Below are 16,562 nucleotides of genomic sequence, written 5' to 3'. Positions count from 1 at the left end.
GAGGGAAATCGTGCCCCGCTCGGACCCTGCAGGGCAGGCCTTCGGCCTGCTTGGCGAATGAATTCGCCCCTACAGGGCGGTGCCGTGTCAGCCGTGTAGGGGGATAGCGCTTTTCTATCCACCAGCGAGGCCACGCAAGACACCGATGGTGGAAATCCCAAAAGGGATTTCCACCCTACGACCGGGGCACAGGCAAGCCCGTCAATCCCCCAGCCGCCACCCCGAGGTGATGGGATAACGCCGATCCCGGCCGAAGCCCCGTTGCGTCACCCGCACACCTACCGCCGCCTGGCGCCGCTTGTACTCGCTGCGGTCGACCATGCGCAGCACGCGGTTCACCGTGTCCGTATCGAAGCCCTCGGCGATGATGGCGTTGGCCGACAGGTCATGCTCGATATAGAGCTTGAGGATCTCGTCCAGCACCGGATAGGGCGGCAACGCGTCCTCGTCGCGCTGCCCCGGCGCCAGCTCGGCCGACGGCGGGCGCTCTATCACCCGGGGCGGGATCACCGGCCCCAGGCTGTTACGGTACTCGGCCAGGCGGAACACCAGGGTCTTGGGCACGTCCTTGAGCACATCGAAGCCACCGGCCATGTCGCCGTAGAGGGTCGCGTAGCCCACGGCCAGTTCGCTCTTGTTGCCGGTGGTCAGCACCAGGCTGCCTTTCTTGTTGGAAATGGCCATCAGCAAGGTACCGCGGCAGCGGGCCTGCAGGTTCTCTTCGCTGGTGTCATGGGCATGGCCGTCGAAGACCGGCGCCAGCACCTGCTGGTACGCCTCCACCATCGGCGCGATCGGCAGCACCCGGTAAGCGACGCCGAGCAGGCGCGCTTCGGTTTCGGCATCCTCCAGGCTGATCTGCGCCGTGTAGTGGTAGGGCATGGTGACCGCCTCGACCCGCTCCGGGCCAAGGGCATCCACCGCCACCGCGAGGGTCAGGGCCGAGTCGATGCCGCCGGAAAGCCCCAGCACCACGCCCCTGAAACCGTTCTTCTGCACATAGTCGCGCACGCCCACCACCAGCGCCTGATAGACGCTCGCCTCCAGGTCCGGCAGCTCGGCGCAGTGGGTCCGCCTGGGCACCCAGCACCCGTCCTGGAGTTGCAGGTCCACCGGGAACAGGCCTTCGACGAAGGCCGGCGCCCGCTGGGAGATCATGCCGCCGGCATCCATGACGCAACTGCCGCCATCGAACACCAACTCGTCCTGGCCGCCGACCTGGTTGACGTGGATGATCGGCATTTCCCCCTCGGCAACCCGCTCGGCCAGCACTTCCTCGCGCTCCAGCTGCTTGTCCAGGTGGAAGGGCGAGGCATTCAGGCTCAGCATCAGCTGCGCGCCGGCGGCGCGGGCCTGGGCCATGGGCTCGGGGTCCCAGATGTCTTCGCAGATGGACAGGGCCACCGGCACTCCCTTGATATCCACCACGCAAGGCTGCCGGCCCGGCTCGAAGTAGCGCTTCTCGTCGAACACCCGGTAGTTGGGCAGGCGCTGCTTGTAGTAGGTCGCCAGCAGCTGGCCGTCGGCGATCACCGCGCAGGCGTTGTAGCGCAGTTCGTCCTCCAGCCAGGGATAACCCACCACGAGGTAGATGCCGCGCACCTCGTCACGCAGCCGTTGCAGCCCCCGCTCGATACGGCGCTGCATGCTGGAACGCAGCAGCAGGTCTTCCGGCGGGTAACCGCACAGGGACAGCTCGGGGAAAACGATGGCATCCGCTTCCCGCGCCTCGCGGGCGGAGTTCGCTTCCTCGATTATCCGCTCGACATTGCCCTGCACGTCCCCGGCACGGAGATTGAGCTGGGCCATCACGATTCGCAGGCTTTGGCGCATGGCCACCTCCCGAGGATTGTCCAACGCATCGAATGCGTTTCAACGCCACCATACTCCGCCCGGTCCGCAGCGGATACCACGGAAGATGCGCCAGCGTGCGGCCCGTCTCTGTGCGCGGACAACCGGCTTGGCTAAACTGCCAGCTTTCCATCGAGAAGAGAGCACCTTCGGCATGTTTCGCCTGCTGTTCTGGATTGCCGTGATCTTCGCCGCCATCTGGCTGTGGCGTCGCTTCAAGACCCCTTCCAAGCCCCGCCCCGCACCGCGCCAGCAGGAAGACACCCAGCCCATGGTGCGTTGCGCCCAGTGCGGCGTGCACGTGCCCCGCGCCCATGCGCTGTCCCGGGACGACCGCTGGTACTGCAGCCGGGCTCACCTCGAGCAGGACCAGAGACCTGGTGAGCATTGACGCCCTCCCCGCCCCCAGCGCGCTGAGCGCCCAGGGACGGCGCATCTTCCGCCTCTACAGCCTGTACCGGCTGGTGATCGGCATGGCCCTGGTGCTGCTGATCTCCAGCGAACTGGACGACCGCCTGCTCGACCTGGCGAGTCCCGAGCTGTTCCAGAACGCCAGCTGGTTCTACCTGGGCCTCAATGCCCTGATCGCCGCGCTGGTCCCGCGCCCGCGGAGCATGGTGCAGGTATTCAGCCTGGCCCTGGTGGACGTGCTGCTGCTGTCCTGCCTGTTCTTCGCGGCCGGCGGCACGCCCAGCGGCATCGCCAACCTGGTGGTGGTCTCGGTGGCCATTTCCAACATCCTGCTGCGCGGGCGCATCGGTCTGCTGGTGGCGGCGGTGGCGACCATCGCCCTGATCTACCTGACCTTCTACCTCAGCCTCAGCCACCCCCAGGCCAGCAGCCAGTTCGTCCAGGCCGGCGGCTTCGGCGCCCTCTGCTTCGCCGCCGCGCTGGTCATCCAGGGCCTGAGCCGGCGCCTGCAGCTCAGCGAAACCCTCGCCGAACAGCGCGCCGCCGATGTCGCCAACCTGGAGGCGCTGAACGCGCAGATCCTCGAGCGCATGCGCACCGGCATCCTGGTCATCGATCCGCGACACCAGGTCCTCCTCGCCAACAACGGTGCCCAGGCGCTGCTGGGCCAGAACGAACTGGTGGGGCAGCAGCTCGACAGCCAGTGCCCGGAACTGCTGAAGAGCCTCGAACACTGGCTGGCCAACCCCACCTTGCGGCCACAGGGTATCCAGGCCTTCACCGACGGCCCCACCCTGCAGCCGAGCTTCGTCCACCTGCAGCGGGGCAACCAGCAGAACACCCTGATCTTCCTCGAAGACATCTCCCAGATCGCCCAGCAGGCCCAGCAGCTCAAGCTCGCCTCCCTCGGCCGCCTGACCGCCGGCATCGCCCACGAGATCCGCAACCCCCTGGGCGCCATCAGCCATGCCGCCCAGCTGCTGCACGAGTCCGATGAGCTGCAGGGCCCCGACCGGCGCCTGGCGCAGATCATCCAGGACCACTCGCGCCGCATGAACCTGGTGATCGAGAATGTGCTGCAGCTGTCCCGCCGCCGCCAGTCGGAGCCGCAGCTGCTCGACCTCAAGTACTGGCTGACCCGTTTCGCCAGCGAATTCCGCACCTCTGCCGGCCCCGACCAGACCCTGCACCTGACCACCCACGGCAGCACCCTGCAAACCCGCATGGACCCGCACCAGCTGACCCAGGTGCTGACCAACCTGGTGCAGAACGGCATGCGCTACAGCGCCAAGAAGCACACCCGGGGCCAGGTGTGGCTCAAACTCTTCCGTGATACCGAAAGCGACCTGCCCGTGCTGGAGGTGGAAGACGACGGCGAGGGCGTGGCGCCCGAACAGGTGCACACTATCTTCGAGCCCTTCTTCACCACCGAAAGCAAGGGCACCGGCCTTGGCCTGTACATCTCCCGCGAACTCTGCGAGAGCAACCAGGCGCGCCTCGACTACAAACCGCGCGAACACGGCGGCAGTTGCTTCCGCATCACCTTTGCCCATCCGCGCAAACTGAGCTGACCATGACCCGACAGAGAGCCCTGATCGTCGACGACGAGCCCGATATCCGCGAACTGCTGGAGATCACCCTGGGGCGGATGAAGCTCGACACCCGCAGCGCCCGCAACCTCAAGGAAGCCCGCGAGTGGCTGGCGCGCGAGCCCTTCGACCTGTGCCTGACCGATATGCGCCTGCCCGATGGCAGCGGCCTGGATCTGGTGCAATTCATCCAGCAGCGCCACCCCTTGACCCCGGTGGCGATGATCACCGCCTACGGCAGCCTCGACACCGCCGTGAACGCCCTCAAGGCCGGCGCCTTTGATTTCGTCACCAAGCCGGTGGACCTCGCCCGCCTGCGCGAGCTGGTCAACACCGCCTTGCGCCTGAGCGCACCGGAAGACGGCGAAGCGCCGGTCGACGGCCGCCTGCTGGGCGCATCGCCACCGATGAACGCCCTGCGCAAGCAGATCCAGAAGCTCGCCCGCAGCCAGGCGCCCGTCTACATCAGCGGCGAATCCGGCAGCGGCAAGGAACTGGTGGCGCGGCTGATCCATGAACAGGGGCCGCGTGCCGAACGCCCCTTCGTGCCGGTCAACTGCGGCGCGATTCCCTCGGAGCTGATGGAAAGCGAGTTCTTCGGCCACAAGAAAGGCAGCTTCACCGGCGCGGTGGAAGACAAGCAGGGCCTGTTCCAGGCGGCCAACGGCGGCACGCTGTTCCTCGACGAAGTGGCCGACCTGCCTCTGCCGATGCAGGTGAAGCTGTTGCGCGCCATCCAGGAAAAGGCCGTGCGCGCCGTCGGCGGTCAGCAGGAGGTGGTGGTGGACGTGCGCATCCTCAGCGCCACCCACAAGGACCTGGCCGCCGAAGTCGCCGCCGGCCGTTTCCGTCAGGACCTCTACTACCGCCTGAACGTCATCGAGCTCGGTGTGCCGCCGCTGCGCGAGCGCCGCGAGGATATCCCCCTGCTGGCCGAAACCATGCTCAAGCGCCTGGCCCAGCAGAGCGGCCTGCCGGCCGCCCGCCTCACCGCGGAGGCCCTGGACAAGCTCAAGTGCTACCGCTTCCCGGGCAACGTGCGCGAGCTGGAGAACATGCTGGAGCGCGCCTACACCCTCTGCGAGGACGACCAGATCCAGGCCCGCGACCTGCGCCTGGCAGAAGCCACCGGCGCGGCCGAGGCCGGCGAGGCCAACCTGGCGCAGATCGACAACCTGGAGGACTACCTGGAGAACATCGAGCGCAAGCTGATCATGCAGGCCCTCGAGGAAACCCGCTGGAACCGCACCGCAGCGGCCCAGCGCCTGGGCCTGACCTTCCGCTCCATGCGCTATCGCCTGAAGAAGCTGGGTATCGACTGATACCCGGCCGACCGTAAGGTAGATAGCCATGCAGGATGGGGCGGGCGGCGTTCCGCGAGCTTGCAATACCCATCAGCCCTGTCCGCATGGGTATCGCTCCGCTCCACCCATCCTACGGGGCCACGTGGCAGCCATGTAGGGTGGATAGCGCTTTTCTATCCACCAGCGAGGCATCGCAAGGCACCGACTGTGCCAGGCCATCGAAGCGCAAGCCCCTCTACCGTCTACCAGCACTGGGCGACCGTCCGCGTGGCGTTGGCCAGGGTGCGCTCGCCGGTGTGGCTGATCTGGAAGTCGCCGCAAGGGTCGCCGGCCATGCTGCCGGCACGGGTGGCACGCAGCTGGAAGGTGGTGGCGGTCGGGGCGCCCTGGGCGGCGATGGTGTAGTTGGCCGCCCCCGAGGCCGGCGCCTGGGTGGCGAAAGCATCGGCAAAGTTGCCTTCGGAATCCAGATAGGAGCCGTGGGTGGAGTAATAACGCTCCAGCGCCTGCGCCCCCTCCATCAGGGCCGCCTTCACCTCGGCGCGCTTGCCCCGCCGCACATGCTCGGTGTAGTTGGGGTAGGCGATCGCGGCGAGGATGCCGATCACCACCAGCACGATCATCAGTTCAATCAGGGTGAACGCCTTGCTGCTTTTCATCGAATCTGGTTCCAGGACTGACGGCCTTCGAGAACATTGAGGGTATTGGCCGCCGGGATGCAGTCATCCACTCCGGTGCCGCGGCACAGCCAGTACTTCTGCGGATCGATCAGGTCGAACGAGCCGGTGGGTATGCTGCCGGAAGAACCGATGCCGGACGGCGGGAGCTTCTGGCCACCGACGGTGACCATGTCCGCATCGGTGAACTTGCCGTCCTTGTTCAGGTCCAGCAGGACATAGTTGAGCCGCCCGCCGCTGGCCAGATCGAGCACCATGGTCCAGCCGGAACCACCGGCCAGGCAGGGGTCGGCAGACGGGATGGCGGTTTCGACGACCAAGCGATTGAGCAGGATGCGCGGCGCGAATATCACCCGCTCGCCCTGGGCGCCCTTTACCGGCGAGGTCAGGTCGAGATACCAGCCGCGCTTCCTGCTCCAGTCAATGGTGGTGGCCGGTGCGTCGAGCACCCGCACATCGCGATCGAAGGCCTCGCCCTCGAACAGGATCGAACGTTGCTCGAGGTCCGACCGGCCGCTGAAGGCGGTGGAGGACCCGTTGCTCGCCAGCTTGTCCCAGATGCCATAGAAAGTCTGTCTGGACGTGTCGGTCACATCACCCGAGGTGTAGAGCCGGCCGGTGCCGAAGTAGACGATGACGCCCTGCGCCACGCCATCGGGGTGATAGGCGATTTCCGGCTTGACGGTGATCGGCTGTGGCGTGCCCGCGGTATCGGTGGCGATGTACAGCGGCTGCGGCTTGCTGGCGGAGCCCAGGCCGACCTCGAAATCGCCGGCGCCGGTTCCAGAGCCCTTGAGGTTGAATTTCCACAGGTTGCCGCCGAGGTCGCCGGCATACACGTCCTTCACGTAGATGTTGCCCGAGCTGTCGGTGGCGTACACGAAGGACGGGCTGGACAGGCCGCCCGTGGCCTTGCCCGCGCGCACCTTGTTCACCGCGCCGGTGGCCAGGTCGACGATGAACAGCACCGAGTCATCATTGGTGCTGCCATAGCCGTTGCCGAAGATCGCCACCCAGTTGCCGTCCTTCATGCGCCCGACCAATGGCTCGCCGAAGTTGTAGCCCAGGTCGGCGTCGTCCTTGATCTCCCACAGCACCTTGCTGGCGCTGAATCCGGTGCTGCCGGAGGCGTCCGTGACGTCCAGGGCGAAAACACTCTTGCCACCGGCGCCGAGGCTGCCGAGCAGCACGGTACGCCAGGCACCGTTCAGGCGGGCGTCGCGGATGTGCAGCTTGCCGTCGACGAAGTAGCGGTGCTTGTAGTCGCTGTTGGCCAGGAGCTTGACGTTACCCAGCACGCCGTTGGGCATGTAGGCGAAGAGTTCGTTGCCGTTGTTGGCGTTGAAGGCGTGCAGGAAGCCATCGTTGGCGCCGACGAACAGCACCGGCGACCTGCTCGACTTGGCGGCGACGAACTCGGCGTAGGTCTGGTCGCCGCTGGCGACCGGTACCCGGCCATGGAAGCCCCAGTCCTGCCTGTTCGCCAGCACCAGGGTGGAGTTGACGATGTCGCCGAGCAGGGTGGAGCGCTTGCGCAATTTCCTGCCGGCCGGCGCCTCGTTCGTGCGCTCGCCCATCAGGTAGTTGAACAGCACCTCATCGTTATTGAAGTGCGCCTTGAGGTCCGCGCTCAGGCCGGCCCAGTTCAACGCCTGGCCATGGTTGGCGCCTGCCGCGCCGTCGTGGGTGAACAGGCTGCGGGAGCTGCGCCCGAGCTTCTGCCCCGCCTCCCAGACCTCCTCGAAAACGATGCCGGCGCTGGTCTGTTTGGGCTTTTTCGCCAGCAGTTTTCCGGACCAGTCCGCGCTGGTGTAGAAGGCCTCATAGACCAGGGTGTTGCTGTCCAGGCGGCGCGCATTGGGCACGGCGGAGGTGTTGGAGCCGGTACGGTCGCTGATCGACGCCAGGGTCTCGCCCAGGGCGGTGGCGAACTGCTGCGGGTCCTGGGCGCTGAAGAAACCGCCACGACCGTTGACCGCGGCGTGCAGCAGGTCATCCAGCTTCGCCGGGTCGCTGCTGGTCGGGCTGGGCCAGGTCAGCGAGGTGCCATTCTTGACTGCGGCGAATGCGGTCTGCGGGTCGATGGTGCCACTCATGCCCAGACCGACGCCGAAGGTCACCATGTGCTGCCAGAACGCGGGGTCCGCCGGATCGGTCGGCACACGGTTGGCCAGGGTGTCATGCAGGTCGCGGTTCCAGTAGTACATGGCGACGTCCGCCAGGGTGTTGTCCGCGCTGTCGCTGAACGGCGCCTTGGGCACATAGCGATAGGTCTGCCCATCCGGCCCGCTGATGGTCGGGCCGTTGCGGTTATCCACGTTGGCGCGCGCGCCATCCCTGGAGGCCGCGTCACCGTTCCAGTAGCCATCGGTGGTCAGGATGGTGTAGCTCTGGCGGCAGGCGTACTCCTTGCCGCCGGTCTGGCCCGGCGTCGAGCTCCAGGGGCCGGCCTCGTCCTTGCGCGAGAAGTATTCGCCGGCATCGCCCAGAGCCTTGCGCAGAGGCGTACCGCCTGATGCGTTGCTAGCGAAGAGCCAGTCATAGAACTCGGAGCGCCCGGTCCCCTCGAATCGGCGCACGCCGCGCGCCAGGGTATCGGTCCTGTCCGAGTCGACGGTGTTCCTGGTCAGGTTGATCGCACCGTAGCCAACCCGGACGTCCCCGGGCAACGCGGAAAATGCCTGGCTGATCCCGGCCTTGGCCGACATCATGCGGGTCCGGTAGTAGGAGAACCAGTTGGCGAAGTTCTGTTGCTCGTCGGCGCCCACGATACGCTCGGTATAGCAGGCATCCTGGCGGGGATTGCTGGCACAGCTGCCCCCGCCGGTGAACTCGTGGTAGAAGGCTGCGCCGGCACTACTCTTCGGGCCCACGGCGAATCCTTCGTAGTCGGCGCAATTCCAGTTCGAACAGCCTCTGCTATTGGGCGCGTAGTAGTCGTCCATGATCGCCATGTAGCCATTGCCGAGATTGACGGTCTGGCCCCCGGCGTATCCGTCCACGGGCGCCGCGGTGAAGCTTGCATTGGCGTAGCGCTGTCCATCGCTCTTGATCGGCGGCAGATACTGCACGGCCGGGTTGTAGTAGGACTTGTTCAGGTGGCTGGACGCCAGGTAGCGGTGACCGGTTTTCGGGCAGAAATGCAGGTTCTTGCCGGCGTAGCTGCCACGCACCTGACACTCTCCGCTGCGCTCCCAGTCCCTCGTGCTTTCCAGGTAGGCCGGGCGCAGATCGTCCGGCAGGAAGCCCCAGCGCATGGAGCCCGAGTCATCCAGGATGAACATGAGGTTGGGCTCGACCTGGCCCCCCAGGTTCAACGGCACCTGCCCGGGCACGAATGCCGCCAGGGCGCTGTGACTGACCGCGGCGGTCAGCAGGGCGGCCAGCAATGCCCGTACCGCAAAGGCGTATTTCGAGCGGATCATCCGTGTCTCCCTTCGATCAGTTCTGGCTGCGGATGGCAATGGCCACGGTGGAGCGCAGGTGCACTTCGGCATCCCCGCCGGCATAACCGGTGGCTTCGACGTTGAACAGATAGGTCCGGCTCAGGCAGTCGAACGCGCGGTTCTCGGCGATCGAGCCGTCGGTTTCGCACACGAAGGTGGTCGCGCCCCCCGATGCACCGTAGAAATTGCGCACCCGGCAGACCGGCGTGCGTGGCTGGCTGTTGAGCTCGGCGGGAGGCGTCCACTGCGCTGTCGTAACGGCCGGGCAATCGGTGCTGGCCAGGAACAACTGGGTGGGATCGACACTGGCCTCCACCTGTTGGCGCACATAGGCCTCGCCCACCCGCAAGGCGCTCTCGGCCGCCTGGAAGGCCACGTTGTAATCCCGCGCGCCGCCGGCCATGCGCTCCTGCAGGGTGCTTCCGGACATCGCCGTAACCCCCAGTACCGTCAATGCCAGCAGTGCGATCAGGCAGACCAGAAGCACCGCTCCTTTTTGCTTTTGCATGCTTATCCTTGCCTCATCAGTCGACCCGGTTGCGCAGGGCCACTACCGTGCTGAATACCTGGCGCAGGCGCCCATCCGCCGCCACCGCCGCCCCGCCGAACTGCACAGCCTGGTCCTGGGCCCCCGCTACGCGTTCGTTGCTGGCCAGCAGCAGATCGATCTTCACCGTGCGGACATCGTCCCAGCGGTTGGCCGCTTCCACCTCGGCCGGGCTCAGATAGGTCTGCACACTGACACCGTTGTCCGCCGCCACGCCGAAGCTGGTGCGCAGCGACTCCACGCCTTCCACGATCTCGCTGTTCTGCGCCGGCACCTGCGCCGCGTCGCGGACGAACAAGGCCCGGATCGGCTGCCCGCTCGCGGTGACGCGGCCGGTGTTCGCCACATAGAAGGTCCTGTGGCTGAAGCCCACCACCCGCGCCGGGGCGGTGAACTGGATATCCGAGAACTTGAAGCCACCGCATTTGGCGTTCTTGTCGTTGTTGCTCGCGGCATGGGTCAGCGTCACCTGGCCATTGCCGGACGAATTCGGCTGGTTGGTGATCCGGATGACCACCGCCTTCTCCATGTCCAGCACCATCACCGCGTGGTCCTGCTGCATACTCGGGCAATAGGCCGTGACCTTGAGATTCGCATTGAGCGAGGGTTTGAGCAGCTCGCCGGCGGTGAGAAAGGACTCGCAACCGTCATTGGCGAAGATCGCCAGCTGGTCGGTGCCCACCGCCCCGAGGCTGCCGGTTGCCGTGATGCGCTGTCCCCAGATGGGGCGGTTCATGGCGCTCCATTCCGCGGAGTCGCCTTTGGCGGCCACCACGCAGATGTCCTCCTCGTCGAGCCGAGTCCCTACCCCCACGCCCGCGGGGCGCAGCTCGGCGGCCAGGTATTGCAGGGCGAAACGGCCGTTCTCCTGCAGGTTTCCCGCCGCCCCCCGGAGGAGAAAAGTGTTCTTGTTGCTGATGAAGACCTGGAGGACCGCCAGGCTGATGACCAGGCCGATCACCATGGCCACCATCAGCTCCACCAGGCTCAAGCCGCGTTGCTTGCGCATGAGCACCCCGTCAAATCTGCGTGACGAAGGAGAATTGCTGGGCGGCGCTTCCGCCCACCCGCTCCTCGTTCCATTGCACGATCACCGTGAAGCGGTCACCGTTCTGCACCACGCCGCCATTCCCCTCCGGCAATTGCCGGGCAAGGTTGGCGCGCCATTCCGCCAGGTCCCGCTGGAAAGGCAGGCAGGTCTCCTTGGCCGGATCACAGGGCAGGTCGGCGCCGACCGCCAGGTTGTAGAACCCCGCCTGCGCATCTCCCCGCGCCGCGCGCATGCGGTCGGCCATCTCGTAGGCGAGGAAGGTCGCATGGGAGCGTACGGACGCCGTCTGGTTGGCCTTCAGCGCGGTGAGCTGCATGGCCGCCAGCCCCAGTACACCGATGGAGAAGAGCAGCACGGCGACCAGGACCTCTATGAGGGAAGCCCCTCGCTGGGACGATCCACTCATTGGCAGCCTCCCTTCTGCAGGGAAATCGAACCGGACAGCTCGATGGAAACGCTGCGATTGAAGGTGGCGCAGCCGAGCGACGTGTCCGTTATCGCCAGGTCGAAGGCCACCCTGGCTGCGCTTACCAGGCGGCCCTGGGAGTCGAAGAGAATGCTCCGCTGGCCCACGGGGGAAACCACGAAAAAGCTCAGGGCCGGGAAGCGACGCAGTTCCAGGCTGTCCCGCTCGCGCAGCAGCTGCCAGCTGCCATCGGCCGCCGGCCCCTTGAGCCTGATGGTCTGGGCCCCCTGGACCGCTTCGCGGCGCGCAAAGTTGAGCATGCCGGAGAACGCATCGAGTTCTGCCGCTGCCTGGTTCTCGCGAAGCATCTGGGAAAAGTTCGGTGCTGCCAATCCGATCAACACTGCGAGCACGACGAGCGTGACCATCAGTTCGATCAGCGTGAAACCTCGCTGCGACATTCCCTGCCCTCATTAGAATGGTCCAGACCTGCGTGAGCCGGGGCTCACGCCTCGGAGCTTCCTGCCCCGACCTTGCCGACCTTCCATGACGAGCGGTCGAAAACCAACGACCAGCGGCAATGTACGCGCGAATAGTAGCTGAGTGGTACGGTCGTTTTAAATCGCGTTTTGTGAACTGCGAGCTTGCCCACAAGATTGTAGGGGGTGGCCTGAGGGAATCGCGGTTGCGGGGCCTGCCCTCATCGATCGCAAGCCCCCGCCGCAGCTGCCTCTGCGTTACCCCAGGCGCCCCGCCGGCGCGTACGGCTGCGGATCGATGATCGGCGCACGGCCGAGCATCAGGTCCGCCAGCAAACGGCACGATGCCGGTGCCAGCACCAGGCCGTTGCGGTAATGGCCGCAGTTCAGCCACAGCCCCTCCGCCCCGGGCACCGGGCCGATAAAGGGAATCCCCTCCGGCGAGCCCGGACGCAGGCCCGCCCAGTGCCCGACCAGCTCGGCATCCTTCAATTCCGGCAGCAATTCAAAGGCGGATGCCTTCAGGCTTTCCAGGGCGTCGCTGGTGGGCGTCTTGTCGAAACCGGCATGCTCCAGGGTGCTGCCCACCAGGATATGGCCATCCCGGCGCGGAATCGCATAGCGCCCCTTCGCCAGCACCATGGCCGGCAGGAAGTCCTCGGCACACTTGAAGAGAATCATCTGCCCCTTCACCGGCTCCACCGGCAAGGACAGCCCCAGGCTGGCCAGCAGTTCACCGCTCCAGGCGCCAGCGCAGAGCACCACCCGGTCCGCCAGGAATTCACCGCCAGCCGTGCTGACCCCGCTGATCCGCTGACCATCGCGGATGAAGCCCCGCACCTCGCAAGACTCATGCAGGCTCACGTTCGGCATACGCAACAAGGCCTCACGCAGGGCGCGCGTCAGGCGGGGATTGCGCACATTGGCCACGCCGGCCATATGGATGGCGTGGTGGAAACCCGGCCCGAGCGGCGGCACGGCGGCATGCACCTGGTCCATCGCCACCGGCGCCAGCGGCCGCCCTTCGCGAGCAGCCCAGGCCAGGGCCTCGGCTTCGTCGTCCAGGTCCAGCCAGTAGAGGCCGGTGACGAACACCTCTGGATCGACGCCGGTTTCCGCCAGCAATTGCTGGCCAAGCTGTGGATAGAAGTCCTGCGACCAATGCGCCAGCGCGGTCACCGCCGGGCTGTAACGCCAGGGGTAGAGTGGCGAGACGATCCCGCCGCCGGCCCAGGAGGATTCGCGTCCAACGCTCGCACGCTCCATCAGGCAAACTTTCTGACCGGCCCTGGCGAGCTCGAACGCCGTCAAAAGGCCAATTGCACCACCACCTACCACAAGCACATCAAGCAAAGCTCACTACTCCCACCAGGCGGATACTCCCGGCATCATACAGTCCGATCGCCCAAGGCAAGCAAAAGTGTCGTCATCAAGGACACCAACACCGCTGATCAAGCCGTCTCCACCGTCATACCACTGATAGATGCCCCTGCCGAAGGCATGGTCGATTCAGTTCCTGAATGACAGGGTGCGGAGTCGAGTTGAAGTGCTGGAAACGAACGGGCCGGCAAGAATGCCGGCCCGAAGCAAGGGACATGCGACAATTAGTCGATGTCTTTGAACCAGTAGGTCTTTTGCCTATTGCCAGGCTGGCCGGCACCTACGTCTTTTGGACGCAAGCCACCGATACCCGTCCAGGGATTCCCCTTTTTATCGACAATCGTGATGGAAACCGGCGGCGGCAGGAATCCCCCTCCCGGCACTACTGCATCCCTGCTATTCATTAGGGTGGTCACAACGGTTCCATCCCTGAAGTTGACGAAATACTCGCGCGCGATCCCCAGATTGCCCACGCAGCTGACGATATTGCCACTAGCGTCTCTCGCGGCCTCGCCCCTCTCATTGGTATTGAAATAGGTGACACCATCAAGCGTTAGAGCGTTACCAACAGTCTTCTCACCCGTCCGCAAGTTGAAGTACCAACCACTGACGACGGACTTTGCATCGACACCCGTCGGCGTCGAGGTGACATCCAGCAAATCGGTATCAGTTATTGTCGTGGTGAGCGTGCTCGAATCTTTGACCATATAGAAACGGTTCTGTACCGCATCCTCAAACGGGTGCTCGCGGTCACCGCTGCCAAGCAGAACGGCCATGTGATCCCGCTCACGTACCACGCTTGGTGGATAGAGGAACTTGCGGCAGTCAGCCCTGGAAGTAGCCGTACAGCTACCGCCCAGACTGGCCAGCTTGCGCACTGTCCATTCACTTTGGTTTTCAGAAGAGATATCGGCGCGCCAGAGGTTTCCGCCCGTATCGCCAAAGTAAAGCCGCTCAGCGTAGTTCGCAGCACTGCGACTGAAATTGACCAGGGCAAGTTCAGACGGAATGCTGAAGTCCATGCCGCTAACAGTGGTTGCCTGGGCAGATCCAGACAAGGTCCCGGGATTGGCTGCCGCATGCCAGAGCTGCTTTCCAGTTTCCGCGTCGACCATGTACAGCCCGCGCCCCTGGGTACGGGCGGGGCGATCAGCTGGCGCCGCTACATCAAGCTGGAAGTCCTCTGCCGCGGCATCATAACCAGCACCGAAAATCAGGACCGGCTTGTCTGTACCGAATGCTCGGACAAAGGCAGGCCTGGGTGCCGACCAAGTCTGCCCCAGTTCGCTGAAGCCGGTATTCTGGTTGCTGATCTTCCACATGAACTTTGGTGTCTTGGGCTCGCTTACATCCAGGGCGTAAAGATATCGGCCACCCCGGCGCATAGAGATGAAGAGCCAAACCTTGTCGCCGTCAGTCGATTTCAATCGACCATCTTTATTGATGTCCTGCGAGATCACCACGACATTACCGTCAGAGAAATAGGGGTGCCAGCTTCCTGTGACGGCGGTGTTGTCATAAATGCGCTGCACGTCGGCCCATTGCTCCTCCGGCACGAAGGCCCAAAGTTCCTCTCCAGTAGCGCCATCGACCGCACGGAAGTAGCCGTCGTTAGCCCCATAGAAGGCAATAACGTCTTGGCCGCTGTCGACGGTGCCGGTACGGAAATAGTTCACCACCGAGGGTCGCGAATGCAGCACGTCGCCATGAATGGATGGACGTACCTCATTGAGAATCGAATTGTCGCGCTCATCCTGAACATCCGTGCCCATCACCCAATTGACTACATCCTCTGCCAAGACCGTTCTCGATGTCGATGCCTTCTGCCTTTCCTCGTCCATCTCAGTAACAAAATTTTCCAACGCGGTGTTGCTACTGCAGTCAGTACAGGTCAACACATTACGAGTATCAGTTCGTTCCCGCAGACGCTGGGCGGTTGCCCCCTTCTCGACGATGCTGCCATCGGGGCTATCCGATGGGGCATAGTCCTGGTTGAATTTCCAATAGTCTGAGCTTTTGGTCCAATAACTGATGGCACTGTCGAGAATGAAACCAGACGTAGAGTTGTAGGCTGCCTGGCCATTTTCACCCGCCAGGAAAGGCACGCCAGTCGTACTGTCGAACTCATACTGATAGCGCTTGAGATTACCGAACCAGCGCGGCGATTTATCGGGCCGGAACATACCGATATAAACCTGGTTCTGGTTCGCCCCCTGCACGTTCACGCTGATCGGCAGGCTGACCGAGGCAAACACGGTATTAACCGCCTCGATCTCATCGACGATGCGACCAATTGCAGCAGCTACTTCCGCAGCATTACTGGCCGAAAAGTAACGTTGGCCTTGGCCGGCCAAACTCTTGTAATAGGCACGAGCCGCTTTGTCCGGATTCGTCTTATAACCTGTTTCCGGGTCGAACACGTCGATGACGTAAGTAGTGATCGACTGCTTGCCCTGAATGCCTGGCTCCAGGTCCAGGGAGTCAAGGTACCGGGCATATTCATCCCCCCAACTGCTTTGATAGTTATCCGGAGACAGTTTGATCGGATCGCTATTCAGAACCCCACCCCTGGCTCGTAGTTTACTCTCCGCGTCGTTGTTCTCACCATTGTCAGGATCCCCGGTACCTATGACTATGATGAAGTTGTTAGCACAACTGTTGCCGGTCGTTGGGCTTCTATAGTTATCGCCATTGAGAGCGGCCGGATCATAGCCCGCCAGATTCTTTGAACTGTAGACGCCGTCCCCCAGACCGGAGACCGGCTTCAAGCCCTTGAAGTACAAATAAGCTTCATTCAAGGTCAGCCCGTACGGTGTATTGTTGCCCTTGGGCAGAATCTCGTTATCTCGTGCTGCCGGACAAACGCCAGTGGTGGGGTCTGGCGTGGTCTGATAGAGCCGACAAGAAATTTGCGCAATCTTGTTTTTGTCCAGGTCGTTGACAGCCACCAGAACCTGTCCGCCCTTGGGGCTGTTGGAGTGCGCAAAAGGCATCAACCCCAAACGCACTCGTGCCTTGTTCTCGGTCGTTGTTGTTTCCGGATCGTCGGGCGAGAAGTCCTTGGAGGTAACGACGGCGTGCAATGCCTCGTGGATCGCCTGGGATTTGCTGGTGCCCTTCCTGCAGACCAGTTCGGCTGTGCCATCCTCGTCGAGATCCTTGTAAATGTCGTCGCTACAAAGGGTCGAAGACCAGCTGGCGCCGTTATCGATCACGAACAGGACATTGGGAAGGCCTCCGACCACATCGGGGCTCTTTCTGAAAATATCGATATCTTCGGCTTGAACCGCTGGCCAGACCATCCCAAGCAGCGCCGCCGCGCAAACTCGAGCCATCAAGAACTTTGAGCGCATACAAGCTCCATTTATTAAACAAGAGTCCGTACTACCGGCGTCTCAGGCCCCATCGGGGGCCGGCATCG

Annotated in this window: 12 protein-coding genes; 3 read left to right on the top strand and 9 right to left on the bottom strand. The window is 64.0% G+C overall.

Translation table 11 applies throughout. The annotated features are described in order from the left end of the window. Positions 1–201 precede the first annotated feature (201 nt). Positions 202–1,833: an NAD+ synthase gene (locus ACFPU0_RS20600; protein WP_377695134.1), complete on the bottom strand. Its 1,632-nt coding sequence runs from the start codon at positions 1,831–1,833 to the stop codon at positions 202–204. Between the two features lie 172 nt (positions 1,834–2,005). Between ACFPU0_RS20600 and ACFPU0_RS20595 the strand changes: the two genes are divergently transcribed. The 3 genes from ACFPU0_RS20595 to ACFPU0_RS20585 are packed head-to-tail and all read left to right on the top strand — an operon-like array spanning position 2,006 to position 5,173. Beyond that, entirely contained in the window at positions 2,006–2,242 is a 237-nt protein-coding gene (locus ACFPU0_RS20595; RefSeq protein WP_377695166.1) for a PP0621 family protein, read from the top strand. After that, the gene (locus ACFPU0_RS20590; protein WP_377695133.1) at positions 2,232–3,833 is read left to right on the top strand and encodes a sensor histidine kinase; all 1,602 of its coding nucleotides are present in this window, start codon (positions 2,232–2,234) and stop codon (positions 3,831–3,833) included. Before ACFPU0_RS20595 ends, ACFPU0_RS20590 begins: the two co-directional genes overlap by 11 nt. A gap of 2 nt (positions 3,834–3,835) precedes the next feature. Further along, complete coding sequence (locus ACFPU0_RS20585) at positions 3,836–5,173, top strand: sigma-54-dependent transcriptional regulator (RefSeq protein ID WP_377695132.1); 1,338 nt, start codon at positions 3,836–3,838, stop codon at positions 5,171–5,173. A 224-nt stretch (positions 5,174–5,397) separates the two neighbouring features. On the opposite strand, the gene ACFPU0_RS20580 is transcribed toward ACFPU0_RS20585, so the two are convergent. The 8 genes from ACFPU0_RS20580 to ACFPU0_RS20545 all read right to left on the bottom strand — a co-directional run bounded on the left by ACFPU0_RS20580 (position 5,398) and on the right by ACFPU0_RS20545 (position 16,494). Continuing rightward, positions 5,398–5,814: a type IV pilin protein gene (locus ACFPU0_RS20580; protein WP_377695131.1), complete on the bottom strand. Its 417-nt coding sequence runs from the start codon at positions 5,812–5,814 to the stop codon at positions 5,398–5,400. Next, positions 5,811–9,257: a pilus assembly protein gene (locus ACFPU0_RS20575; protein WP_377695130.1), complete on the bottom strand. Its 3,447-nt coding sequence runs from the start codon at positions 9,255–9,257 to the stop codon at positions 5,811–5,813. The genes ACFPU0_RS20580 and ACFPU0_RS20575 overlap by 4 nt, the downstream gene beginning before the upstream one ends. A gap of 16 nt (positions 9,258–9,273) precedes the next feature. Then, a complete protein-coding gene (locus ACFPU0_RS20570) occupies positions 9,274–9,786 on the bottom strand; it encodes a pilus assembly PilX family protein (protein ID WP_377695128.1) in 513 nt (170 codons plus the stop codon). Between the two features lie 16 nt (positions 9,787–9,802). Then, the gene (locus ACFPU0_RS20565; RefSeq protein WP_377695127.1) at positions 9,803–10,834 is read right to left on the bottom strand and encodes a PilW family protein; all 1,032 of its coding nucleotides are present in this window, start codon (positions 10,832–10,834) and stop codon (positions 9,803–9,805) included. A gap of 10 nt (positions 10,835–10,844) precedes the next feature. Further along, positions 10,845–11,282: a type IV pilus modification protein PilV gene (gene pilV / locus ACFPU0_RS20560; RefSeq protein ID WP_377695125.1), complete on the bottom strand. Its 438-nt coding sequence runs from the start codon at positions 11,280–11,282 to the stop codon at positions 10,845–10,847. After that, positions 11,279–11,743: a GspH/FimT family pseudopilin gene (locus ACFPU0_RS20555; protein WP_377695124.1), complete on the bottom strand. Its 465-nt coding sequence runs from the start codon at positions 11,741–11,743 to the stop codon at positions 11,279–11,281. Before ACFPU0_RS20555 ends, pilV begins: the two co-directional genes overlap by 4 nt. Positions 11,744–12,019: 276 nt before the next feature. Beyond that, positions 12,020–13,114, bottom strand: coding sequence for a glycine oxidase ThiO (gene thiO, locus ACFPU0_RS20550; protein ID WP_377695123.1), 1,095 nt, complete (start codon positions 13,112–13,114; stop codon positions 12,020–12,022). A 251-nt stretch (positions 13,115–13,365) separates the two neighbouring features. Then, complete coding sequence (locus ACFPU0_RS20545; RefSeq protein WP_377695122.1) at positions 13,366–16,494, bottom strand: pilus assembly protein; 3,129 nt, start codon at positions 16,492–16,494, stop codon at positions 13,366–13,368. Positions 16,495–16,562: the final 68 nt, after the last annotated feature.

Source organism: Pseudomonas sp. GCM10022186, assembly GCF_042656385.1.
Classification (GTDB): domain Bacteria; phylum Pseudomonadota; class Gammaproteobacteria; order Pseudomonadales; family Pseudomonadaceae; genus Metapseudomonas.
The sequence above is the reverse complement of the archived record's forward strand: the minus strand, read 5'-3'. Positions and strand labels throughout refer to the sequence as shown.

Coding starts and splice junctions, on each gene's coding strand:
- ACFPU0_RS20545 (WP_377695122.1), bottom strand. CDS start 16,494: ATGCGCTCAAAGTTCTTGATGGCTCGAGTTTGCGCGGCGGCGCTGCTT.
- ACFPU0_RS20595 (WP_377695166.1), top strand. CDS start 2,006: ATGTTTCGCCTGCTGTTCTGGATTGCCGTGATCTTCGCCGCCATCTGG.
- pilV (WP_377695125.1), bottom strand. CDS start 11,282: ATGAGTGGATCGTCCCAGCGAGGGGCTTCCCTCATAGAGGTCCTGGTC.
- ACFPU0_RS20580 (WP_377695131.1), bottom strand. CDS start 5,814: ATGAAAAGCAGCAAGGCGTTCACCCTGATTGAACTGATGATCGTGCTG.
- ACFPU0_RS20585 (WP_377695132.1), top strand. CDS start 3,836: ATGACCCGACAGAGAGCCCTGATCGTCGACGACGAGCCCGATATCCGC.
- ACFPU0_RS20575 (WP_377695130.1), bottom strand. CDS start 9,257: ATGATCCGCTCGAAATACGCCTTTGCGGTACGGGCATTGCTGGCCGCC.
- ACFPU0_RS20570 (WP_377695128.1), bottom strand. CDS start 9,786: ATGCAAAAGCAAAAAGGAGCGGTGCTTCTGGTCTGCCTGATCGCACTG.
- ACFPU0_RS20555 (WP_377695124.1), bottom strand. CDS start 11,743: ATGTCGCAGCGAGGTTTCACGCTGATCGAACTGATGGTCACGCTCGTC.
- ACFPU0_RS20565 (WP_377695127.1), bottom strand. CDS start 10,834: ATGCGCAAGCAACGCGGCTTGAGCCTGGTGGAGCTGATGGTGGCCATG.
- ACFPU0_RS20600 (WP_377695134.1), bottom strand. CDS start 1,833: ATGCGCCAAAGCCTGCGAATCGTGATGGCCCAGCTCAATCTCCGTGCC.